The sequence below is a fragment of the Leucothrix mucor DSM 2157 genome (genome assembly GCF_000419525.1).
GTDB lineage: Bacteria > Pseudomonadota > Gammaproteobacteria > Thiotrichales > Thiotrichaceae > Leucothrix > Leucothrix mucor.
In genome coordinates, this window is record NZ_ATTE01000001.1 from 4,202,480 (window position 1) to 4,226,550 (window position 24,071).

The following is a 24,071-nucleotide window of genomic DNA, read 5'->3' on the forward strand; positions in this document are numbered from 1 at the left end:
TTTAGTGCGAATGGCTAATCTAACTAAATGGTCATCTTATTTTAGGAAGCAATAGGCAGCACAAAGCCCCCGCAACACAGCATCTACTGTATTGCAGGGGCCAATCCATCAGGATGGTGTCTAACTGATTAAGCGACTCAGTTGAGTGTCGTGTAATCCGGATGCGTCGCGATAAAGTGCTTAAGCACCAGTTTCAGCTTACCCGCCTGCTCCTGATCACCATCGCGCTCAGCATTGTGCATATTGTCGATAAGGATGCTGCGAATCTTAGGCACGCCATCCTCGGTATGCACCAGATACTCCGCCAACTCAGTAGCAATCGCATCGGGTAAATGTTCGTGTTCCGCAATCGCCTGAATCTCTTCTTCGGTGCAATCACACATGCCGATAATATCTTGAAGACCTAACATGATCTAACCTCCTGACATAAGAATGTCGGTTACCGCAATAAATGACTAGTCATCCTGACCAGTCTTTCCATACCTTGATGGTAGTACTTAAGCGGGCAGATTGGCTTGATGTAGGTCAACTGGAGTGGAATGATCTAAGGTTCTGGTCAGTCACTGAAGAATGGGTCACACTGGATGCGCGAGTCTGATGGCACAATAGCCCAGGAGGATGTATGCCGTACGATGCTTATGAAGTGATGCGTAGAGAGTTGTCAGGTTCAGAGAAACTGGTGTGGGCGGGAATGCCAAGGCAAGGCATCCGGTTTAAACCCAGCGATCGATTTATGATTCCATTTAGTATGGCCTGGGGTGGCTTTGCACTGTTTTGGGAGTATACCGCCGTGACCACATCTGGCTGGCAGGATACCTTTGACTATGTGTTTCCCTTATTTGGTTTGCCGTTTGTATTAATTGGGCTGCACTTAATGATCGGTCGATTCTTTTTCGATTCCAGACGGCGCGGCCGCACATTTTACGCGCTAACCAATCAGCGTGTTATCATCGCTTCCGGTCAACACAGTAAGACGGTAAAAAGTCTTGATTTAGATTCACTCGGTCAGATGGTTTACGTTGAACAATCCGACGGTAGTGGGTCGATCAGTTTCGGAAGTGGTGTGATTGAGCCTCTGTATTATGTGAATGAATCATCAAATACGATGAGGTCACGGCGTCCGCAGTTGCGCCCAACACAATTTGAGCTGATTGAGGATGTTAAGCAGGTCTATAACAAAATCAAACATCAGCAAAAAATGAATCAGCGGATTTCCGCCGGTTTCACCCGAGAGCGCGGGCATAAATCCGCCTAACGACTTTAGTCAGATCTTGTTAACCTATATGACATGGAACTTTTGGTTCTATTTTTTGCTCAATCTTGGAGGAAGGCAATGAAATTATCTACCCCTGTAACAATCGCACGTAAGTCCCTATTAGCCGGTACCGTCGCAATGACATTAGGCTTTGGTAGTGTGACAGCGAATGCTGCTGAATTTATCAATATCTTAACTGGCGGTACCTCGGGTGTTTATTACCCACTGGGTGTTGGCTTGTCAAAAATCTATGCGGACAATATGGAAGACGTCCGTACTCAGGTTCAATCTACCAAAGCATCCGTTGAAAACCTTAATCTGCTGCAAAAAGGCCGTGGTGAGCTAGCATTAGCACTGGGTGACTCAGTGAAAAATGCGTGGGAAGGTAATGAGGAAGTTGGTTTCCCTAAGAAGTTAGACAAGCTGCGCGGAATCGCTGCGGTATACCCTAACTTCATTCAAATCGTTGCTTCAAAAGAGTCTGGCATCAAGACATTTGCTGATCTGAAAGGCAAAAGCTTGTCTGTTGGTGCGGCCAAGTCGGGTACTGAGCTAAATGCTCGCACCATCTTTGGTGCTGCTGGCATGAGCTACGATGATCTTGGAAAGACAGAATACCTGCCATTCTCTGAGTCCGTTGAGCTGATCAAAAACCGTCAGCTGGATGCAACCTTGCAATCAGCCGGTTTAGGCGTTGCTTCTTTAAAAGATCTATCCACTTCTTTGCCAGTGACTTTGGTTGCGGTACCAGAAGATGTGGTTGAGAAGTTGGGCCCTCCATACATCAGTGCAGCGATTCCTGCGGGCACTTATGATGGTCAGGATGAAGATGTAACAACGGTTGCAGTTGTGAACTTCCTGGTAACTCACTCAGAAGTCTCTGACGAGACGGCTTACCAAATGACTAAATTGTTGTTTGAAAACTTGCCAGCTCTGGAAGCTGCTCACAAAGCAGCGGCATCTATTAAGTTAGAAAATGCATTGAAAGGCATGCCTGTACCGCTACACCCAGGTGCAGAGCGTTTCTACAAAGAAAAAGGTTTGCTGTAACACTTAAGCAAATTACGTAAAAAGGGGAGCAGTGCAAAGCTGCTCCCCTGTTTGGTCCGGTGTATATGCTGTTCAACTGAGGAGGCTTCATGCAGTCCAGCCAACCCACACAACCGACTGAAGAATCAGCGGTTTTCGTTCATTCCAATCCGCTAGAAAATGGATTTCCCCAGACGCTTGAAGGCCGCTTTCTATTTTGGTTAGCCGTGGCATTCTCGACGTTTCAGGTGTTAACTGCCGCGCATTTGGTGGATATGTCCAGCCAGATTTTGCGTGCAGTGCATGTCGGCTTTTTGATGATGCTGGTGTTTCCGCTAGTTACTGCAGCGGGTGATCGGTCCAAAGTAGTTAAGATCCTAGCTTGGGGCTTAGGTATCGTTGGTATGCTGGTTGCAGCCTATCAGTGGATTGAATACACGCCACTTTTGTTGCGCTCAGGTGATCCTTTACCGCGTGATATTGTGATTGGTGTGATTGCCTTGGCCAGTATTTTTCTGGCGACCTGGCTCACTATGGGGCCTGCGTTGCCAATTATTGCCGGCTTTTTTCTGGCGTATTGTTTATTTGGTGAATACCTGCCGTCGCCACTCAATCATCGCGGTTACGACTTCGAGCAAGTGATTGATCACATGGCATACGGCACCGAGGGCATTTACGGGATTCCGATTTTTGTTTCCTCGTCCTACATATTCTTATTCATCCTGTTTGGTTCCTTTTTGGAAAAAGCAGGAATGATCAATTTATTTACTGATGTATCCCTTGGCTTAGTGGGTCACAAGCGCGGCGGCCCTGCCAAAGTATCCGTGATTTCATCGGGTCTGATGGGGACTATTTCAGGCTCTGGTGTGGCGAACGTGGTTACCACCGGACAATTTACCATTCCTTTGATGAAGCGTTTTGGCTATCGCTCAGCATTTGCTGGTGGCGTAGAAGCTACCGCTTCCATGGGTGGTCAGTTAATGCCTCCGGTGATGGGTGCGGTTGCATTCATCATGGCGGAAACCTTGGGTGTGGAATATCACGAAGTGGTAAAAGCCGCCTTGGTTCCAGCTGTTTTATACTTTGCCTCAGCGTTCTGGATCGTGCATCTGGAAGCGGGTAAATATGGCCTTGAAGGTTTAAGTAAAGCAGAACTGCCATCTGCTTGGGATGCCTTGAGAAACCGCTGGTTCTTACTACTACCATTGATTGCATTGGTCTACTTACTGTTCTCTGGTTACACGCCATTGTATGCCGGTACTATTGGTTTAACGCTGACGGTATTGTTGATTCTGGGTGGCTCGATTGCGCTGGGTCTGCCAAAAGGGATGCTGCGCTATGTGTTCTGGATCGGGCTGGGTTTAATCGCCGCCTCCTTCTTTAAGCTGGGAATTTGGGTCGTGGTTGCTGCGATTTTGGCGTTAGTACTGTGGAATGCCTTCTCTCAAGGTGGTCGCAAAACACTGATTATTTGCCGCGACTCACTGGCTGAAGGTGCTAAAACGGCACTGCCAGTCGGTATTGCTTGCGCCATCGTGGGCATCGTTATCGGTACTATGACACTCACCGGTGCAGCGAATACCTTTGGCCAGTTTATCGTGGCAGTAGGTGACACCAGTTTATTCCTGTCATTAGTACTGACGATGATCACCTGTATTGTACTGGGTATGGGTATCCCAACCATTCCTAACTACATTATTACCGCTTCAATCGCTGGCCCTGCCTTATTGGCGTTGGGTGTTCCGTTGATTGTTAGTCACATGTTTGTATTCTATTTTGGAATCCTTGCAGACCTCACTCCGCCAGTGGCACTGGCCTGTTTTGCTGCCGCACCGATTGCCCGTGAAAATGGATTACGCATTTCCATGGAAGCGATCAAAGTGGCAGCAGCTGGTTTCGTTATCCCATTCATGGCGGTCTACTCCCCAGCGCTTATGTTGCAAGATGGCGGTCCATTGGCGGAGTCAATTGGCTTCCCGCTCGCTGTGGCTTACATCATTTTGAAAGCGACATTGGCGATTGGTTTGTGGGGCGCAGCGGTGGTTGGCTTCCTTGGTGGCAAGCTAAGCTGGCCTGAGCGCTTCCTTGGTATGGCTGCAGCCTTTACTTTGGTTGCTGCTCTACCGATGACTGATGAAATTGGCTTTGTACTGGTGGCAGCATTTGCCTACATTATCTGGCGCAAAAATAAATCAGGTGATGCAGATAAGCAGTCAGTGACGGCTTCATGAGTGTTTGCATTCTCAGTGCAGGAAAGGTGCTGACCCTTGCGGTGTCAGCCTTTTCTTTATCCTGGACGCATTCGGTTGAGAAAATTGACTGGCAAGAAGATTGGCAGTCAACGCCCGCTGGCTTAGTGATGACCATGGCACGGGTAAAAGGCTCGGGCGCTGGCATGGAGCCGGGTGACGATGCTGTGTTAAAAGATGGCTGGTGGCAGTGGACGCCGAGCTTAGGCCCGCAGCCGGAGTTACGGCTGGCGGCGTCTGGTGCAACCGGTTCTGGTTGGACGCTATGCACAGTGAATGGCTGTCAGGTGTTAGGCGAAGCCGCTTCTGAGCCTTTAGTCATCAAGCGTTGCGAGGCTGGAAGCGCTTCCGAATGAATGATTGGGCCGGTAGTTAGTAGTAACTACTGGCCCAATAACTTAAGCTATCTGGATCTAAGTAAAAACCGTTTTACGTTTTATTGTAGTTAAATAGTTACGTATCGGTAATGGAGGTCGATAGTTGTTTGCACTATTAGAGACATTAATACAGTCTAGACACCAATGGGTTGCCTCAGGGCCGCCTATACCTCGCTTTAGTAGGTTCGTCATACCTGCGCACTACGCTTCGCTTCACTCCCTTCGTTACCTCGATTCTTTAATCAATCCTTTCAAATTCTTTAACGGTCGTCGTTTTGCCAGCGACCTAACATCTACCTCTACTACTCAACTCAAGCCTGCGGCATTTTTTGCTCATCAAGGTTTATCAGGAGGACTCCACTAGCGCCAAACCAATCTTTTAAATCAATCTATTCTGTTCTATTGCTTATACTAAACAATAAAACTATATTAAAAATAGATAGTCTGCCCAACGCATGTTGCCAACTTTACTAATAATGGAATTCATATGAAACATACAAACAAACTGACCACTCTAGCCGCTTCTGCTGTAATCGCCAGTGCCATCGCCAGCCCCGTTATGGCTGCCGATGAAGTTAACGTTGGTTTTTTCCTTGAATGGGCGACTCCAAATCAGATAGCAAAAGTTGAGAAGGCATACGACGAGGCATTAGGTGTTACCGTGAACTGGACTAACTTTGATGCGGGAACGCAGATGACTGAAGCGATGTTGGCCGGTGATATCGATATTTCTTACAGCCAAGGTTTAGCGCCTTTTATTAATGCCGTTAATGCCAGTGCGCCGATTAAACTGGCAGCGATTGCGGTGCAATATCCAGCGAATGATTGTGTGGTTAGAAACGATGCGGGTATCGATATCAGCAATGCCAATGAGTTGGAAGGTAAGTCAGTGGCGGTGCCACTCGCCACCATGGCGGACTACAGCTTCCGCATGATGATGGCTGCACTGGACGTTGATATCAGCGAGATCAAAGTGGTTGATCAGGTGCCTGCCGATGCGGCAGTTTCGTTGGCAGATGGCAACGTCGTCATGGCTTGTGGTTACGGTGGTGACTCAATGTCCAAGATGAAGGAAGTCGGTAAGGTGTTGATGACCAATGAGCAGAAGGATGAAGCGGGCATTGTGAGCTTCGATGTTGTGTCTGTTACTGAAAAGTTTGCTCAGGAAAACCCTGACATGGTTCGTACCTTCTTGAAAGTAACTGATGAGGCCAATGCAGCATTTGCTAAGGATCAGTCCAAGATCGACGTGATTGCAAAAGACTCCGGTATGAGTGTTGAAGGTACCCAGAAGCAAATGGAAGACTTCATCTTCCCAAGTAATGCTGAGCAGCTTGAGAAGTACTTCAACAAAGGTGGTCTGGCTGATAAGGCAATTTCTGTCGTAGGTAACGCCTTTGCCACAGAAGAAAGACCAGCCTTGGAAGACTACAGTGTGGCCATTGATACTTCTTTCCTGAAGTAATCTAACACGCTATCTGAAGAACTGTTGGCCAGCGCGATGCTGGTCAACTTGATGGCTGACCACCAGCTATTTCGGGTATTAATCGCGATACCCAACAAGTGATTATCGTTCATTCTAAAGCCCGTGCATTGAGTGTATTGCAGGGATAACCACAGGTAAATTTCATGAGTGACCTCGTTGCCGATAATGTCAATATGGTGTTCACCACCAAAACCGGAGGCAGTGTACACGCACTAAAAGACGTCAGTTTTACGCTCAAGCAGGGTGAGCTGTTGTCGGTGTTAGGGCCATCGGGTTGTGGCAAAACGACCCTGCTAAATATTATTGCGGGCTTCAACCATCCTACGGGTGGCAGCTTTTCCTTAGGCGGTGTTGAGATTGACGGGCCGGGTGAAAATCGCGGCATGGTATTCCAACAGGGCGCATTGTTTGAATGGCTCACGGTTGCCGAAAACGTCAATTTTGGCCTGCGCATGAAAGGGGCCAATAAGAAAGAGACCGCTAAGAAAGTCGAGGAGTGGTTGGATATTGTTGGGCTGCAAGGCTTTGGCGACACACCAACCTATCAACTCTCCGGCGGTATGCAGCAGCGTGTTGCTTTAGCGCGTTGCCTGATTAATGACCCTGATCTGATTTTAATGGATGAGCCTCTGGGCGCACTGGATGCTTTGACGCGCGAGAAAATGCAGACGCTGGTGTTAAAGATTTGGAAAGAAACCGGCAAGACCATCATGATCATTACGCACTCGGTTGAAGAAGCCTTGTTGCTGGGTGAGCGCTTATTTGTGATGGCACCAAGGCCTGGCCGCTTACACAAAGAATATCGCCTACCGTTCGCCGAACAGGGACTGGAGCAAGACCCCAGAGAGATTAAGAACAGCCCTGAATTCACGAAAACCCGTGAAGAAATTCTGACCATGATTTGGGATATGGAAGAAGAAATCATGGGTAAAACTGACGCGGCTTAACTGCACTAATACGAGAGAATCAACATGCTTGTAGGGTTTCTTTTTATCGTTTTGATTGGCCTGTTAATCGGCTCAATCCTATACGGACGCCGACTCATCCGCACTGAGCGTAACGATGCGGTATTCGGTAATCCAAGTCGCGCACTGGGCGGCTGGCACTGGATTATCGCCGGGGTGTCCACTATTTTAATTGTTTGGCTGTATTTCTCATGGGATGCCGGGCGGGCTTTCTTTCCGCAAGCGGCGAATGAGTTATGTCAGGTAGCTAAACTCAACCGCACGGCTAACCCAATCCGCTCTGTGTTTCCGCTAGATGATCGCCTGTTAAAAAGCACCGAGCTGCTGGAGCGAGACTACGGTCAGATTGACCAGCTGGAAGTGCGTTTGGCTAACACTGAGTTCAATGATACCGATCGGGCTGAGCTAAAATCCATTGTTGACGAACTGCGCTCAACCTTGGCAGCACAAGCTGACCCATCGCTGGTGGATGGCAGTGTAGCCGGTAAGATTGATGGTATTGCTGAGCGTATTGATGCGCTGGCGGACGACTTGAAGTCTGAGGATTATCCGGGCCCTGCAGATCCTGCAGCAATGGCGAAAGCGCTGGCACAGCCAAAATGGGGTGAGACAAGCGTTGAAATTCCACCCTTAGCCATGACCGACCTTGGTCGTAAGTTTGATGCGGCCAGTAAAGAGATGGAGAAGATTTCATCCGACTTCATCAAGATCCGCAATGATGGTGAAGGCATTACTGGCAAACTTGAAGCACTGAAAGCCCGTTATTCCAGCTTTGAAGTAGACGAAACTGGCAGTGCGCAAGTGGTTGATGACCGGAAGGATTTTGTGAAGCAGATTGATAAAATCTACAAGCGAATTGATGACGGTAAAATCTTCCCCGCTGCCGTGACTCAAAAGGTTGAAAATGCACTGGTTAATCTGGATAACACGCAGTATGCGGTGCAAGGTTCATTGCGCTATGTGAATGCGTTGATGCTGCCGGGTGGCGATATTCTGGCGGGTAATCGGGCCTGTTCTGAGCAGGGATCTGGTCGCTGGCTGCCAAAGCCTTCGGACACGCTGGCGCGCTTTGTTCACATGTCGAATCCTGATGTGGGCTACAAAGGCATTCCGCTGTTATGGTATGAAATGAAACCGGTTGGCGAGGTGTTGGAATTCCTGATTCCAGACTGGATTGCGAACTTGGTTCCGGGTGAATATCCACGCCATGATGACAAGGGAAATGTGCTGAGTAACTTCAAAACTCAAGTCTATAACTTTGCCACGGGTAACTATCCTTCCATGTTGATTCCGGTGCCGATCGGGCATATCTGGGACTCCATGATGCGGGTGTTGGCGGGTCTGTTCTTCGGTATTTTACTGGGTGTGCCGCTGGGCTTGTATATGGGCTTGTCACGCTTTGCCAAAGGTTTCTTTGATCCTTTGATTGAGCTGTACCGACCGATTCCACCGCTGGCTTGGGCACCGCTGATTCTGACCATTTTCGGTATTCAGGATGACGGTAAAATCTTCCTGCTGTTTATGGTGGCGTTTGCGATCATGGTGATCTCGGCACGAACCGGTGCCTCCGGAACGCAGCTATCGAAAATCCATGCGGCGCACTCCTTAGGCGCGAGTAAAGGGCAGATCGTACGACGGGTTATTTTACCGAACTCACTGCCGGAGATTTTGACCGGTATTCGCATCGCGATTGGTGTGTGTTGGGGAACCTTGGTGGCCGCTGAAATGCTGGCGGGAACCACCGGTATTGGTTTCGTTGAGAACGTGGCGCGTAAGCAATCTGACTACGAGATTATCTGGATGACGATCTTGTTACTGGGTCTGTTAGGTCTGATGTTTGACCTGATTATGCGAGCCATTATTAACAAGACAATTCCATGGCGCGGTAAAGGCTAAGTTAGCCACTTGCTTGACCAAAGCCAGCTACAGAGGGATTTGTAGCTGGCTTTTTTATTAGAGGCTTAGTGATGATCTTCATAGCCTTTGATGTGTGGTTCAGCTTGCTTGGGCACCGTTTCACGTTCAATCATTCGCCTTACTTTGGGCGGCTCGGACCCGCGATGTAATTTATGCAAGGCATCGGATATTCCTGAGTCAGACATGGTGCGGCGTTGGTTATGACGCACATACTCAACCCACGTCGCCACATAGTATTTCTCTGTCCAGATATTAGGATGCTCCAAGTCGCGAAGCAGTGACCAGCGACGTGCGCCGTCACGAATCCGCATACGTCTTCTGGCTGACATGGCTTCAAGAAAAGCGGGGATATCTGACTCGCCGATATCGAAATCCACCGTGACCATAATTGGGCCTGTTCGCTGAGTGAGTTGCACGGCGAGGGTGGGTTCGATAAAGCGGTTAAGCGGCGTCAGATCAAGCCGCTCAAACTCGGGTAAGGGCAGCTTAAGCCCAATTAAAACACCAACTAGCAACGTCACCGCTGAGGCGAGCAAGGCGAACTGCAGGCCATACATCTCTGCAACCAAGCCCCAAACCCAACTACCTAACGCCATGCCACCAGCATTGCTCATCATGTAAAAAGACAGCGAACGACCAACCACCCAGCGGGGTGTGGAAAGTTGCAGCGATACATTAAGCAGTGCATTGGTAGTGACCCAGCAAGCGCCACACAACAGCAGGGCGAGCGCGGAGAAAAACATACCATAGCCAAACGATAATAGAATGATGCCGAGTGCCATTCCCGTAAAGGTGGAGCGCACGATGATTTCATTGCTAAATTTGGCACGTATTCTGGCATTGCTTAATGCACCACCGACAGCACCTAAGCCAAAAAATCCTAATAAAAAACCGTAAGTTGAGGCGCTACCGGCTAATAAGTCTTTGGCGATTAACGGCAGCAAGGCCAATACCGAAATACCCATAATGCCAAACAAGAAACCACGCAAAATAATGCGCAATAAATTGGGCGACAGGCTGACATAACGAAAGCCAGCAGTAGTTGCTTGCCTGAAGGGTTCGCGTGGTAACGCGGAAACAGCAGCGGGTCTCCGCCAGAATGTGAGCACTAAAATCAAGGCAATATAACTGACTGCATTAATGGCAAAAGCGGCCGCAGCACCAATGGTGACGATGATTACACCACCAAGGGCCGGACCAATACTGCGCATTAAGTTGAATGACATACCGTTAGCCATTACCGCTGCGGGCACTTGCTCGCGAGGAACAATATCGCCGACCGTGGCTTGCCAGGATGGGTTATGCAAGGCACCACCGCAGCCAATAAAAAAGGTGAAAATCAGCAATAACGAAGGCGTTAGAAAGTCAAAATAGGTGGCTAAGGTTAGACCCACAGAGACCACTAACATCAACGATTGCGCCGCCAGCATAATGCGTCGTCGGTCATAATTATCAGCAAGCACGCCGGATAATAGCGACAAAGTCATGATCGGCAGCATGGTCGAGGCGGTGACTAAGGCGACCATTTCTTTGGAGTCTGTCAGCGTGGTCATCACCCATCCGGCGGCGACGGCTTGGATCAAACCGCCGAGGTTGGAGAGCAATGTTGCCGACCAAAGTGCGCGAAATATGGGGTGACTAAATGGGGCGAGAGCACCAGTGGCAACGGCTGCGGTGGTGCTGGTTTTTGTTTGTGAAGTGTCAGTCTCGTTAGACATAAGTTCAGTTGACCGAGTTAAAGTGTGGCGATATCAGAAGCCAAAGTCTGATCATTTATACGCGATAATCCGCTCGTCACAATCATTAAATATTTCTAACATTGCGTATTGACTTCAATTGTCGCGAGTTATAAGTTAATAGCAGAGCTTTCGGTTTTTTACGAACGGCTTATTTTTTGCACGTGCCATGTAATCGATTACATTTATACATTACATAGCGTGTTAAAAATAAGCAAAAACTGTTGGCTTCACCATTTGGAGGAGAGAATAGTTTATGAGAACACTCAAAGGGCCTGCGTTATTTTTAGCACAGTTTGCCGGCGATGAAGCGCCGTTTAATTCACTTGAGAACATTGCAAAATGGGCGGGTGATTTAGGATTTAAAGGGGTGCAGATTCCCACTTGGGATGCGCGCTTGTTTGATCTGGATAAAGCCGCTACAGATCAATCCTACTGCGATGAAGTGGTCGCCACACTAGCCAAGCATGGCTTAGAAATCACCGAGCTCTCCACTCACTTACAAGGCCAACTGGTCGCGGTACATCCCGCCTATGACAAGATGTTTGATGGCTTTGCCCCTGAGCATGTGCACAATGATCCGGATGCGCGCCAAGCGTGGGCTGTTGATCAACTCATGAAATCTGCGCAAGCTTCAGCCAACTTCGGCCTGACTAATCACGTCACTTTTTCCGGCGCATTGCTTTGGCCTTATTTGTACCCGTGGCCTCAGCGCCCAGCGGGCTTGGTCGAGATGGGCTTTAAAGAATTAGCCGAACGCTGGCTGCCCATTTTGAATGAGTTTGATCGCTGCGGGGTGAATGTCTGTTACGAAATTCACCCCGGTGAAGACCTGCATGATGGCATCACCTTTGAGATGTTTTTAGAAGCCTGTGACAACCATCCTCGCGCTAATATTCTTTACGATCCTTCCCACTTTGTCTTGCAGCAATTGGACTACTTAGAGTTCATCGATCTGTATCACGACCGTATTAAAATGTTCCACGTTAAAGATGCTGAGTTTAATCCATCCGGTCGTCAAGGGGTTTACGGCGGTTACCAGAGCTGGGTTGATCGCGCAGGGCGGTTCCGTTCCTTGGGTGATGGGCAGGTTAATTTCAAAGCCATTTTCTCCAAACTCAGCCAGTACGATTTTGATGGTTGGGCGGTTATTGAGTGGGAGTGCTGCCTGAAGCATCCGGAAGCGGGCGCGCGTGAAGGCGTGAAGTTTGTGAATGAGCACATTATCGAAGTAACGGATAAGGCCTTCGATGATTTTGCCGATGCAGGCACAGATGATGTGGCCAATCGACAAATACTTGGACTGAAGTAAGGGAGCGCAGACATGGCAGATAAAATTCGTTTAGGGATGGTTGGTGGTGGCGAAGGTGCCTTTATTGGTGCAGTGCATCGCATTGCGGCGCGTATGGATGACCGCTATGAATTGGTCGCGGGTGCCTTATCGTCTGACCCAGAGCGCGCAGCCCGTTCGGCAGCGGATTTAGGGATTAGCAGTGAGCGCTCCTATGCCTCATTTAGTGAGATGGCGGTTGCTGAAAAGCAGAGAGACAATGGCATTGATGCGGTGTCCATTGTTACACCAAACCACATGCACTTTCCGGTCGCTAAAGCGTTTCTGGAGCAGGGGATTGCGGTTATTTCAGATAAGCCATTAACGGTGTCGTTGGATGAGGCCTTAGAGCTGGAAGCCTTGGTAAAACAAAGCGGCTGCTTTTTTGCCGTCACCCATAACTACACCGGTTACCCACTGGTTCGCCAAGCGCGGCACATGGTGAAAACCGGCGAGTTGGGTAATATCCGTTTGGTACACGTTGAGTACCTACAGGACTGGCTGACTAACAAAGAAGAAGAGGGGGGTAATAAGCAAGCCGAGTGGCGCACCGACCCTGCGCGCTCTGGCCCAGCTGGAAGCTTGGGTGATATTGGTACTCATGCTTTTAATCTGGCGCGCTTTATTTCCGGCTTAAAAGTTGAAGAAGTCTCTGCGGATTTAACCAGCTTTGTACCGGGCAGACAGGTCGACGATAACGTCAATGTTATGATGCGATTTGAAGGGCAGGCTAAAGGCATGCTGTGGTCTACTCAGGTCGCACCGGGTAATGAGAACAATCTGAAAATCCGCATTTATGGCGATAAGGGTGGTCTGGAATGGAATCAGGAAAACCCGAACCAGCTAATGTATTCGCCCTTTGGTGAGCCAACCCGAACCCTAACGCGTGGTGGTCATGGTTTGTGTGATGAAGCGCTCAGAGTAACGCGCGTTCCAGCCGGTCACCCTGAAGGTTATTTGGAAGGCTTTGCCAATGTGTATTCCGATATTGCGGATGCCTTATTGCATTGTAAAGCCGGCGCATCTCCCGAGTCGGTCATGCAGTTAATTCCGGATATTGGCGCGGGTGTCTCAGGTATGAAATTCATCAGTTCAGTGATTGCCTCCTCGCAAGAGAATGGCAAGTGGACCAAACTCAATGCATAACTGGCAAGCCGAGGTCTTTCGCTTATGATGTCTCCGATTATGCAGTTAAATAACATCATTAAAGAGTTTTCCGGTGTGCGCGTATTGCACCGGATTACGCTGGATGTGTTCCCCGGTGAAGTGCTGGGGGTATTGGGTGAAAATGGTGCGGGTAAGTCGACGCTGCTGAAAATTATGAGCGGCATTTACACTAAAACCAGCGGCGGTTTTATGCTGAACGGCAAGCCGGTGGAAATCCGCAATCCAGCGGATGCAAAAGCCCTCGGAATCGCCATGATTCCTCAAGAATTTAATCTGATTAGCTCACTGAATGTGTTTGAGAATATCTTTCTTGGTAGCGAAATGAAGTCAGGCTTTTTTCTTAATAAAAACTCGATGCGAGAGAAAACGCGTGAGTTGCTAAAAGAGCTAAAGACTGACCTCGATCCCAATGCCTTGATTGAAGATTTAACCGTCGCTCAAAAGCAAATGGTTGAGATCGCTAAAGCGCTGGTCAGCAATGCCAAAATTCTGATTATGGATGAGCCGACCACGGTACTCACCGAACATGAAGTACGCATTCTGTTTGAGCTGGTTGAGCGGTTAAAAGCGCGTGGTGTGACGATTTTATTTATCTCGCACAAGCTTAAAGAAGTGAAGCAGCTGTGTGATCGTTTGGCGATTTTGCGGGATGGTCATTTGATCAGCCTTGATGAAGTGGCTGAGTTGGATGAAGAGGATATGGCGCGCAAAATGGTTGGGCGCGAATTGAATCAGATTTATCCAAAGAAATCCGTGCCGCTTGAGCCGACTGTACTCAAAGTCAGCAACCTCTCAATTGATGGTTTGCTAAAAGATGTGAGCTTTGAGTTAAAGAAAGGTGAGGTATTAGGCTTTGCAGGTTTGGTGGGTGCAGGCCGTACCGAAACTGCCGAAGCGATTATGGGCTTACGCGAAAAAACTACCGGCACCATCGAAATGAATGGCAAGCCAGTGGTGATTGATAGTCCGGTTGAAGCGGTAAAAATGAAGCTGGCCTATCTTTCGGAAGACCGTCAGGGAAAGGGTTTAATTCTTAACTTTGATATCCCTAAAAACATCACACTCATCTCGCTGAAGTCGTACGTTAAAGGCCTGATTCGAAAATCCTTGGAGCGCAAACGGGTCGAGGAATTTGTGTCGCTATTCGATATCAAAGCGGCTTCGCTGGATACTCAATTGATTAATCTCAGTGGTGGTAATCAGCAAAAAGTCTATCTTTCAAAATGGATGGATACCCATCCGGAAATTCTGATCTTGGATGAGCCAACTCGCGGTATCGACGTGAATACTAAGAAGGATATCTATCATTTTATTCGCAAGCTGATTGACGATGGTTTATCGGTGATTGTGATTTCTTCAGAGCTGGAAGAGATTATTGGCCTGTCGAACCGTGTGATTGTCATGCGCTCCGGCGCGATTATGGGCGAGCTAACGGGCGATGATATTAACGAAGAAGAAATCATGTATCACGCCGCTGGCTTGAGAAAACAATCTGCTTAATACGATGCGTAAAAATTTACCCAGGATAACTAAATGAGTAATGAGAATGCTATGAGCCCGTCCACAGATTCTGGTGGGAGCGCACCAAAACAACGCCGAATAGATTGGTCGACTTATGCGCCGCTGATTGCCCTGGTCGTACTAGTCGCGATCTCGGCCATGGCCAGTGAACACTTTTTGGCGACCCGTAATATCACCAATGTGCTGAGACAAGTCTCGTACACCGGCATTATCGCATTGGGCATGACCTTTGTAATTATCGCAGGGGGTATCGACTTATCGGTTGGCTCGATGGTGGCGCTGATCGGGGTGCTCTCGGTCATGATATTAAATGCCGCTGGCGAAGGGTGGTTTGCTGTTGCGCTCTCGATCGGTGCCGCTGTAGCACTCGGCGCGTTGATGGGAGTAATTAATGGCGTGATTGTCACCCGAGGTAGGGTCACTGCCTTTATTGCGACGCTGGCGACCATGTCCATTTTCCGCTCGCTGACCTTATATATCAGTGATGCCGGTGAAGTGGTTTCCGAGAATCAGCAGTATCCGGAAGTCGGTGGAGGCTACTTTATGTCGGTTCCCAATCCGGTGTGGGTGTTCTTAATCCTCGCGGTGATTTTCCATGTTTTGCTCAATCACACAGCGTTTGGACGGCACGTTTGCGCAATCGGTTCTAATGCCACGGTGTCGGCGTATTCCGCGATTAAAGTGAAATGGATTTATTTCCTGACCTTTGTAATTACTGGCGCAACCGTGGGTATCTCGGCGGTCATGTTGTCATCCCGTTTGAACTCGGTAAGCCCAGGTGATGCAGGCTTGTTTTATGAGTTGGATGTTATCGCTGCCGTGGTGATTGGTGGCACCTCATTAGCGGGCGGCAAGGGCACCATTTGGGGCACTGTGATCGGCGTCATTATTCTGGGGATTATTAACAATATGCTGAACTTATTAGGGGTTTCGGCGTATCTGCAAGGCACGGTAAAAGGCCTTGTAATCTTGATCGCAGTGTTGGCGCAGTACAAGAAAGCGCGTTAACCAGCACTGCTGTATTCAAACCCGAATCGGTGTTGGCCCACACTGGCACAGCGCTGAGGTTGGGAAACGTGTTTTGTAAAAAACACTTCTATGGAAGTACCGGAGGAGAGTCAAAATGAAACGTAGTTTAAAAGCATTAATGTTCTGCTGTATCTTATTTGCCGTACCGTTATCAGGCATGGCCGCTGATAAATACAAGATTGGTGTTAGCGTACCATCTGCCGATCATGGCTGGACGGCAGGGTTATTGTGGTGGGCTAAAAAAGCCGCCGATGAATTATCGGCTAAAGATGATCAGCTAGAGTTTTTCGTAGTCGCGGCAAGCTCAGGCACTAAGCAAGTCGGCGATGTGGAAGATCTAATGATCAAAGGCATTAATGCCTTAGTGATCTTGCCGCATAACCCTGCAACGCTGCAAAAAGTCATCGAAGAAGCGTATGCCGAAGGTATCTACACGGTTGTGGTTGATCGTGAATTGGCTACCCCTGCGCAGAATGTATTTATCGCCGGTGATAATCCTGGTTTGGGTCGCGTTGGTGGTGAGTGGCTAGCCAAAGAAATGGACGGTAAAGGAAATGTAGTGGTACTGGAAGGGATGCAAATTCCTATTAATAAGCAACGAGTTGATGCCTTTAACGAAGTGATGGCGAAGCATTCTGATATCAAGATTCTGGACTCACAGCCAGCGGATTGGTCAACGCAGAAAGCCTTGGCAGTCATGGAAAACTTCCTGCAAAAGCACCCTAAGATTGATGCAGTTTGGTGTCAGGATGATGACATGCTGAAAGGCGTGCTACAGGCGATTAAAGAGTCTGGCCGTACCGATATCAAAACCGTATTGGGTGGTGCAGGCTCAAAAGATATCATCAAAATGGTGATTGATGAGGACCCTGTGGTACGTGCAACCGTGACGTACAGTCCTTCAATGATTGCCTCGGGTATTGCGCTGGCAGTGGCCGGTGTGAAAGATGAAATGCTGGGTAATCTTTACCATAAACCGACTCGCCTGATCTTGGGTGCTGAGTTGGTCGTGAAAGAAAATGCAAAGGATTTCTACTTTCCGGATGCAGCCTTCTAAGCTACTCTGCTCATGATGCGTAAGGCACTCATCGATTGAGTGCCTTACGGTAGCGACTGAAAACAAATCGAACCGGTTAAATAGCGCTTATTCGAGGCTATCATCACCTATCTGCTCGTTTCCGTCATTTAATTCATATAAAAGCAGAGTCTCCAATGGCTACCGTTAAAGATGTCGCCAGACTTGCAGGCGTATCCACCGCAACTGTATCGCGCGCGCTGGCGGCTCCCGATAAGGTTGCCGAAGCGACTCGTGTCAGAGTTGAGCGGGCTGCTGCCCAGGTTGGCTACTCGCCGAATGCCAATGCGCGTAGCTTGCGCACCAATGAATCTAAAACCATTGTCGTTATTATCCCTGATATCAGTAACTTATTCTTCACTGAAGTGATTAAGGGTGTTGAAGATATTGCACAGAAGTACGGCTACAAAGTATTAGTGGGCGACTTTAATCATGACCTCACCCGTGGCCAACGCTACCTTGAACTCATCAGCAGTCGCCAAGCTGATGGCGTGTTATTGCTCAGTGCTGAGTTACCCATTGAGTTGATTTTGGATGAGGAGGGCGAGTCGCGCTTTCCCATTGTAACGGCCTGTGAGTTTTATAAAGACTCAGGGATTCCTTCTGTGCGGGTTGATAATGAGTACAGTGTGCAGGCGGCAACTAAAAGCTTGCTGGAGATGGGGCATACTAAAATTGCCATGATTACTGGCCCGATGGAAAATCCATTGTGCTCGGACCGTTTGCGGGGCTTTGAGCGAGCGCTGGCTCAAACCAAAATTGTAACCCCCGCGCATTATGTGGTGAGTGGTGACTTCACGCTGGCATCCGGTTATAAGTTGGGTGGGCAGCTGCTGAGCTTAGACGATCGGCCGCAGGCTATTTTTTGCCATAATGATGAGATGGCAATTGGGGTGTTAAAAGTCGCGCGGGAAATGCAGATTAATGTGCCTAAAGCGCTCTCAGTTGTTGGCTTTGATAATACGGCATTTAGTGAGTATTGCAGTCCGGAGCTGACGACGATTCATCAACCGAGGCGATTGATTGGTGAAACGGCGATGAAGTTGCTGTTGGATATATTGGCGCAGCGTAAGCCCAATCCTGAAATGGTATTGCCAACGCAGTATTTAGTGCGTGGCAGTACGGCCTCTCCGCAGATTGAGTCATAAAATGGATTACTTAACCGATCCACGTGTCACCAATTCACAAGGCAATACCACTTCCTGAGCTTCCAAACTGGCATCATTCATATGCCGCAATAAAGCACTCACCGACTCCTGTACCATTTCACCAAATGGCTGCCGCACGGTACTCAGTTGATAGGCCCGAGTGCCCGCCAAGCCCATGTCATCCATGCCAATCACACCCACTTGGCTAGGAATGGCGAGGCCAAGCTCATAGCGCACCGCATCCATCCCACCACAGGCTAAAATATCATCCGCAAAAAACAGCGCATCTGGTGGATCACTACGGCCAAATAAACGGCAGGTTGCATCAAAGCCAGCATCATAGCTGTAGCGCCCGGCATCTATCACTTGCCAATGTTGGTGCCCCAACTCAACAAGCCGCGTAATAAAGCCGCGCTGTCGTTCGATGCTGGTTGAGGAGCCTTCCACGCCGCCGACAAAAGCAAATTTCTTATAACCTGCTTCTGACAAGCTATCTGCCGCCATACGCCCAGCCAGTACATTGTCGCAACACACCACAGTGACGGCATTATTCAGCGAACGTCGCGCAAATAACACCACCGGCGTGCCTTGTGAATGGCAGACATTCACCAGCTCAGCAGGTAGAGAGAATGAGGTCACAATCAAGCCATCCACATGGTATTCCATAACCAGCTCAACAGCTTCGCGAATATCCATATCCTCGCCAACATTGATCAGCAGGCTGTGATAGCCATTGCGCTGCAAGGTGCTGGTGAAGTCATTTAAGATGGATAAGTAAGCCGGATTCTCAAAGTCGGTGACTAAAATCCCGACCAAATTAGAGCGGGATTTTAGTCCACGCGCCAAGCGGTTTGGCTTATAGCCAAGCTCGGTCGCGGCTTTGAGTACCTTCTTGCGCATCGCTGGCGAACAGCTGGCTTCACTGTTAAATGCGCGGGACACGGCCGAAACGGAGACTCCGGCGTGTCCGGCAACGTCAACAATAGTGACATTATGAGAAGAAGGCTTGCTCGATGAATTCACGGCTGTTTTTGGCATTGAGTAATGGGTCGGCATCCAGAGTAGGGTCCATATCTTGTTCTACCGTGACCCAGCCGTCAAACTCAATTGCCTGCAAGGTTTGGCGAACGGCGGCGAAATCGACACAACCTTTACCCAACGGTGTGAAAATTCCTTGGCTGATGGCATTGTAAAAGTCGATGCCTTCAGTCACGGTTTTATGGTGAATGGCTGCATCAATATCTTTGAAATGTAGATATTTAACGCGGTCGGCATAGGTGCGAATCACTTCCGCAGGGTCCATGCCTGCATATTGGCAATGACCGGTGTCGATGCATAAGCTCACTAAGCTTTCATCCAAATCCTGCATGGCTTTATCTAGCTCGTCGCGATACTCGATATAGGTGCCGGTATGCGCGTGCAGGGTAGGCGTAATGCCATGATCCAGGCAAATGCGTGAGGCTTGGCGAATGGTTTCCATCATGCCATTCCAATCATCCTTGCCTAAGCGGGTAGCGGTTTCAATTTGGCCGGCCTGATCTGTTCTGGGCGAGACCACATGGTCAATTACCACCATATATTTAGCCCCCAGCGGCTGCAGAATCTCACAACTCTCGCGGGTAAACGCTAAGATTTCATCGCGTTTGCTAGTGTCGTGTAAGTGGTGAAATAGGGTGCCTGCCAACAGGCTTAAATCGCGCTGTTGTAATTCATCGCGCAGCTGGCTGGTATCTTTAGGCAGGAAGCCGAGTGGGCCAAGCTCGGTGGCGCTATAACCAGCATCCCGAATATCATCTAACACCTTTTGCCACGGTGGATTCGCTGGGCTGCCAGCAAACTCCACACCCCATGAGCAAGGCGCATTTGATAGGTGCAATTTCATTGATGATTCCTCGTGTGTAGTGTTCAGTAAGATCTCCAGTTGAAAACGTTATCAATATATTTTGCTAAAAACAATAAAATTAAGCATAAAAAGCATTTATTGATAATTTTATTGAAAACGTTTGCAAATCATTCTGAGATTATTTTATAGTTGAAGCTCATCTTACAAACAAACTGAATTAGCCATGGAAACAGTACGCCTTACCGTTGCGGAAGCGCTGGTTAAATATCTTGCTGCGCAAAAAATCCAGACTCAGGAATCCGTAGAGCCTTTATTTGGCTGTGCCTTTGCAATCTTCGGGCATGGAAATGTGCCTTGTTTAGGGCAGCAATTATTAAACCATCAAGATGTATTCCCAACGTGGCGTGGCCAAAACGAGCAGTCGATGGCACTAGCCGCGACTGCGTATGCTAAGGCGAATAAGCGCCAGCGCATTGGAATTGCCACCAGCTCGGTCGGGCCTGGCGCAGCCAATATGGTCACGGCAGCGGGCGTGGCGCACAGCAACCGTTTACCGCTGTTACTGTTATCCGGCGATACCTTCAGCACGCGCTTGCCTGATCCAGTATTGCAGCAAACCGAACATTTTCATAACCCATCCATTACCGTGAATGACTCTTTTAAGGCAGTCACGCGCTACTGGGATCGGATTACTTCGCCAGCCCAATTATTGCAAAGCCTACCGCAAGCAATTGCTACGATGTTAGACCCCGCTGATTGTGGCCCAGCCTTTATTGGTTTGCCGCAGGATGTTCAAGGTTATACCTTTGATTTCCCTGAGTGTTTCTTTGAAGAAAAGATTCATCGTATTCGTCGGCCTCAGCCTGAAATGGTTGATCTGGAAGCGGCTGCTGAGATTATTCGCGGGGCGAAGCAGCCCGTCATTATTACTGGTGGCGGCGTGTTTTACAGTCATGCGACCGCTGAGCTACAAGCCTTTGCTGAGCAGCACCAAATTCCTGTGGTTGAAACCATTGCCGGTCGCAGCTGTTTAACGTGGGATCATCCTTTAAATTGCGGCCCAATTGGCCCAACCGGTTCGGATAGCGCTAATGCGTTGGCTGCACAAGCTGATGTGGTGATTGCTATTGGCACCCGCTTGCAGGATTTTGTAACGGGTTCTTGGTCAGCGTTTCGCAATGAGGCGATGCAATTAATCAGCATTAATACCGGCCGCTTTGATGCCTACAAACACCGCGCATTACCTGTCATTGCCGATGCCAAAGCCAGTATTACACCACTGACTCAGCTATTGGGTGACTACCAAACCGATACCAGCTGGCAAGCCACTGCCAGCCAAGAGCGTTCAGCGTGGTTGGGCATTGTGGAGGCGCGTACTGCTGCAACCGATACGTCGCTGCCATCCTATGCGCAAATTATTGGTCAGGTGAATCAATTAGCGGCCGATAACGATCGTATCGTCACTGCGGCGGGTGGTTTGCCTGCTGAGTTAAATATGAACTGGCTGGCGCGCAGCCGAGGCAATTTTGATGTTGAGTTCGGCTTCTCCTGCATGGGTTACGAAGTCGCGGGAGGCTGGGGCGCGAGCATTGCTTGCCCGGATAATGATGTGATCGTATTAGTCGGTGATGGCTCCTATCTGATTATGAATTCCGATATTTACAGCTCGGTGCTGACTGGTCATAAAATGATTGTGATCGTTTGCGACAACGCCGGTTTTGCTGTGATTAATAAGCTGCAGAAAAACACCGGAAACGATGCCTTTAACAACCAACTCCGCGACTGCACAACAGTTCGCAAGCAAACCGAGCTGCCACGCGTAGATTTTGCTAAACATGCAGAAAGCTTAGGTGCACATTCTGAAAAAGTCGGTCACTTAAATGACTTCGCTGCAGCTTTTGAGCGCGCTAAAGCCGCCGACAGAACAGCGGTTATCGTCGTCGATATTGATGAAACCCAATGGTCGAGCGTGGATGCTTGGTGGGAAGTCGGTCTGCCGCAAGCCAGTGAAAAGCCCTCAGTACAAGCGGCCATGGCCTCCTGGGATGAAGGTCGTCAACACCAGCGTAAAGGGGTGTAACGATGAATACTTTTGCGCTTAATCAACAGCGCCCCTTAGATGTGATTTGCTTAGGGCGCGCTGGGGTCGATTTGTACGCCAGAGAGCCAAACCAGAGTTTCAATCAGGTCTCCGGATTTGAGCGCTTTGTCGGTGGTTCGCCTGCCAATATCGCCGCCGCACTAGCCAAGCAAGGCTCCAAAGTGGGCTTTATCAGCTGTGTATCGGATGATGGTTTAGGTGATTACGTTAGCGATTATCTAATTAGTTTAGGCATTGATGTTAGCGGCATTCAGGTCGATAGTAGCGGCACACGCACCAGTTTAGCGGTTACCGAAATGCGCCCAAACTGCCCTGAAGTGGTGATCTATCGCAACAATGCCGCCGACTTAGCTTTGCAGCCACAACACATTAATGAGGCTTATATTGCCTCGGCTAGTGTCTTGCTAGTTTCCGGTACCGCCTTATCTACCAGCCCATCGCGGGAAGCCACGTTGGTGGCAATGGATCATGCGCGTCGCCACGGGACGAAGGTTGTTTTAGATATCGACTATCGCGCCTATTCCTGGGAAAGCCCGGAAGCCTCAGCCATCTACTATAATATTGCAGCGGCACTCGCCGATGTGGTGATTGGCAACCGCGAAGAGTTTGATGTGCTGGAATACCTGTTCGACAAAGGTAATCAAGACGATGACAAAACCGCCGCGCGACTACTATCAGACACCACGCAATTAGTGATCATCAAATACGGCGAAAAGGGCTGTCGGGCATTTCAAAAAGAAGGCTCTGTGCAGCAGGCAATTTTCCCGGTTGAGGCTAAAAAACCATTCGGTGCCGGCGATGCGTTTGCTGGCAATTTAATACACGCATTATTAAATCAGTATTCCTTAAATGATGCTTTGGCAATGGGCGCAGCAGCGGCGGCAATCAATGTCTCCGGAGCCAGTTGCAGCGAAGCCATGCCAAGCACCAGCGAACTATTCGATTTTATGCAGACTTACGGCTATCAGCCGGTCAGAGAGGAACATCATGGGTAAACATATACCACCACACGATAATCAAAATCAGGCGATTATTGGCGAGAACGACGAAACCACGCCGCTGTGTTATTTCAATAATGTGCGCCTGAAAAAAGGCGAAGAATACCGTTACAGCTTGGCGGATTACGAGTCGACTGTAGTGCTGGCTGGCGGGACGTGTGACATCGTCGTTGATGGTGAGCAGTTCACTAACATTGGCCAGCGCGCAACCGTTTGGGATGGTAATCCGGCGGGTGTTTATGTGCCGGTTGGCAGTGAGGCGGTTGTAACTTGTGTCTCTGATCAGGCAGATATTCTGATTGCGGGTGGTCGTTACGATAAAAAGCTCACGCCATTTGAGATTAAACCTGAGGAAAGTGATCAGGTGCAATACGGCAGTGATGACACCAAAACGCACCGCAAAATTAAGCACATTCTTGGTCAGAAAAATGCGGACTTACGAGGCCGTTTACTGGTCAGTGAATTATTTACCGTGGGTGCAGGTGGCTGGTCTGGTTTCCCACCACATAAGCACGATGAAGAGCGCGATGACCCGAATGAGACGCGTTTTGAGGAAGTGTATCAATTCCGTTTTAATCCGGACTTTGGCTTTGGCGCGCAGTTCTTATATGAGCATGAAGATGATTGCGGGCCGGTGTATCACGTTAAAACAGGTAGCGTAATTGCGATTGATAAAGGCTATCACCCAAGCGTGGCTGCGCCGGGTTATGAGATGTACTACTTTACGGTGATTGTGGGTGAAAGTTCGAAGTCGCTGAAGCAGTATTTTGACCCGCATCATGAATATCAGGTGCATACGATTCCGGGCATTAAAGACATGATTGCCAAGTTTAAGTAGGTTTTTC

General features: G+C 49.0%; 21 protein-coding genes. 17 read left to right on the top strand and 4 right to left on the bottom strand.

The genetic code is table 11. The features are described 5' to 3' along the window. Positions 1 to 137: 137 nt before the first annotated feature. Positions 138 to 410 carry a hypothetical protein gene (locus tag LEUMU_RS0119095; RefSeq protein ID WP_022953908.1) on the bottom strand — a complete coding sequence of 91 codons (273 nt, stop codon included), beginning with the start codon at positions 408 to 410 and terminating at the stop codon, positions 138 to 140. A 41-nt stretch (positions 411 to 451) separates the two neighbouring features. Here LEUMU_RS0119095 and LEUMU_RS28840 point away from each other — a divergent pair, with 41 nt between their 5' ends. From LEUMU_RS28840 to LEUMU_RS0119130, 8 genes are all read left to right on the top strand, one after another. Further along, positions 452 to 598, top strand: a complete 147-nt coding sequence (locus tag LEUMU_RS28840) for a hypothetical protein (RefSeq protein WP_157474398.1) — start codon at positions 452 to 454, stop codon at positions 596 to 598. 24 nt (positions 599 to 622) lie between these two features. After that, positions 623 to 1,255 (top strand): hypothetical protein, encoded by a 633-nt coding sequence (locus LEUMU_RS28310; protein ID WP_022953909.1) that lies wholly within the window; start codon positions 623 to 625, stop codon positions 1,253 to 1,255. 78 nt (positions 1,256 to 1,333) lie between these two features. Next, complete coding sequence (locus LEUMU_RS0119105; RefSeq protein ID WP_022953910.1) at positions 1,334 to 2,305, top strand: TAXI family TRAP transporter solute-binding subunit; 972 nt, start codon at positions 1,334 to 1,336, stop codon at positions 2,303 to 2,305. Positions 2,306 to 2,394: 89 nt separating this feature from the next. Then, positions 2,395 to 4,515 carry a TRAP transporter permease gene (locus LEUMU_RS26905; RefSeq protein ID WP_022953911.1) on the top strand — a complete coding sequence of 707 codons (2,121 nt, stop codon included), beginning with the start codon at positions 2,395 to 2,397 and terminating at the stop codon, positions 4,513 to 4,515. After that, positions 4,512 to 4,889, top strand: a complete 378-nt coding sequence (locus tag LEUMU_RS0119115; RefSeq protein WP_022953912.1) for a DUF1850 domain-containing protein — start codon at positions 4,512 to 4,514, stop codon at positions 4,887 to 4,889. Before LEUMU_RS26905 ends, LEUMU_RS0119115 begins: the two co-directional genes overlap by 4 nt. Before the next feature lie 508 nt (positions 4,890 to 5,397). Further along, entirely contained in the window at positions 5,398 to 6,375 is a 978-nt protein-coding gene (locus tag LEUMU_RS0119120) for a taurine ABC transporter substrate-binding protein (protein WP_022953913.1), read from the top strand. 164 nt (positions 6,376 to 6,539) lie between these two features. Then, entirely contained in the window at positions 6,540 to 7,343 is an 804-nt protein-coding gene (locus tag LEUMU_RS0119125) for an ABC transporter ATP-binding protein (RefSeq protein ID WP_022953914.1), read from the top strand. Positions 7,344 to 7,367: 24 nt separating this feature from the next. Beyond that, entirely contained in the window at positions 7,368 to 9,257 is a 1,890-nt protein-coding gene (locus LEUMU_RS0119130) for an ABC transporter permease (RefSeq protein WP_022953915.1), read from the top strand. Between the two features lie 65 nt (positions 9,258 to 9,322). Here the strand turns inward: LEUMU_RS0119130 and LEUMU_RS26910 are convergent, their stop codons facing one another. Further along, entirely contained in the window at positions 9,323 to 10,996 is a 1,674-nt protein-coding gene (locus LEUMU_RS26910) for an MFS transporter (protein WP_022953916.1), read from the bottom strand. 274 nt (positions 10,997 to 11,270) lie between these two features. Here LEUMU_RS26910 and LEUMU_RS0119140 point away from each other — a divergent pair, with 274 nt between their 5' ends. From LEUMU_RS0119140 to LEUMU_RS0119165, 6 genes are all read left to right on the top strand, one after another. Continuing rightward, positions 11,271 to 12,326, top strand: a complete 1,056-nt coding sequence (locus LEUMU_RS0119140; protein WP_022953917.1) for a sugar phosphate isomerase/epimerase family protein — start codon at positions 11,271 to 11,273, stop codon at positions 12,324 to 12,326. 12 nt (positions 12,327 to 12,338) lie between these two features. Next, the gene (locus LEUMU_RS0119145; RefSeq protein ID WP_022953918.1) at positions 12,339 to 13,490 is read left to right on the top strand and encodes a Gfo/Idh/MocA family protein; all 1,152 of its coding nucleotides are present in this window, start codon (positions 12,339 to 12,341) and stop codon (positions 13,488 to 13,490) included. A gap of 24 nt (positions 13,491 to 13,514) precedes the next feature. Further along, a complete protein-coding gene (locus tag LEUMU_RS0119150) occupies positions 13,515 to 15,011 on the top strand; it encodes a sugar ABC transporter ATP-binding protein (RefSeq protein WP_040503996.1) in 1,497 nt (498 codons plus the stop codon). A 33-nt stretch (positions 15,012 to 15,044) separates the two neighbouring features. Next, entirely contained in the window at positions 15,045 to 16,040 is a 996-nt protein-coding gene (locus LEUMU_RS0119155; RefSeq protein WP_022953920.1) for an ABC transporter permease, read from the top strand. A 115-nt stretch (positions 16,041 to 16,155) separates the two neighbouring features. Further along, positions 16,156 to 17,118 carry an ABC transporter substrate-binding protein gene (locus LEUMU_RS0119160; RefSeq protein WP_022953921.1) on the top strand — a complete coding sequence of 321 codons (963 nt, stop codon included), beginning with the start codon at positions 16,156 to 16,158 and terminating at the stop codon, positions 17,116 to 17,118. A gap of 155 nt (positions 17,119 to 17,273) precedes the next feature. After that, positions 17,274 to 18,284 (top strand): LacI family DNA-binding transcriptional regulator, encoded by a 1,011-nt coding sequence (locus LEUMU_RS0119165; protein ID WP_022953922.1) that lies wholly within the window; start codon positions 17,274 to 17,276, stop codon positions 18,282 to 18,284. A 6-nt stretch (positions 18,285 to 18,290) separates the two neighbouring features. Here the strand turns inward: LEUMU_RS0119165 and LEUMU_RS0119170 are convergent, their stop codons facing one another. Together LEUMU_RS0119170 and LEUMU_RS0119175 are read right to left on the bottom strand one after the other, a co-directional pair. Then, a complete protein-coding gene (locus LEUMU_RS0119170; RefSeq protein ID WP_211223043.1) occupies positions 18,291 to 19,340 on the bottom strand; it encodes a LacI family DNA-binding transcriptional regulator in 1,050 nt (349 codons plus the stop codon). Then, entirely contained in the window at positions 19,276 to 20,166 is an 891-nt protein-coding gene (locus LEUMU_RS0119175; RefSeq protein ID WP_022953924.1) for a TIM barrel protein, read from the bottom strand. Before LEUMU_RS0119175 ends, LEUMU_RS0119170 begins: the two co-directional genes overlap by 65 nt. A 184-nt stretch (positions 20,167 to 20,350) precedes the next feature. Between LEUMU_RS0119175 and iolD the strand changes: the two genes are divergently transcribed. Genes iolD through LEUMU_RS0119190 form a run of 3 tightly spaced genes read left to right on the top strand, consistent with a single transcriptional unit; the run spans position 20,351 to position 24,064 of the window. Beyond that, positions 20,351 to 22,207 (top strand): 3D-(3,5/4)-trihydroxycyclohexane-1,2-dione acylhydrolase (decyclizing), encoded by a 1,857-nt coding sequence (iolD, locus tag LEUMU_RS0119180; protein WP_022953925.1) that lies wholly within the window; start codon positions 20,351 to 20,353, stop codon positions 22,205 to 22,207. Between the two features lie 2 nt (positions 22,208 to 22,209). Continuing rightward, positions 22,210 to 23,223, top strand: a complete 1,014-nt coding sequence (gene iolC, locus LEUMU_RS0119185; RefSeq protein ID WP_022953926.1) for a 5-dehydro-2-deoxygluconokinase — start codon at positions 22,210 to 22,212, stop codon at positions 23,221 to 23,223. Further along, positions 23,216 to 24,064 (top strand): 5-deoxy-glucuronate isomerase, encoded by an 849-nt coding sequence (locus tag LEUMU_RS0119190; protein ID WP_022953927.1) that lies wholly within the window; start codon positions 23,216 to 23,218, stop codon positions 24,062 to 24,064. Before iolC ends, LEUMU_RS0119190 begins: the two co-directional genes overlap by 8 nt. Positions 24,065 to 24,071: the final 7 nt, after the last annotated feature.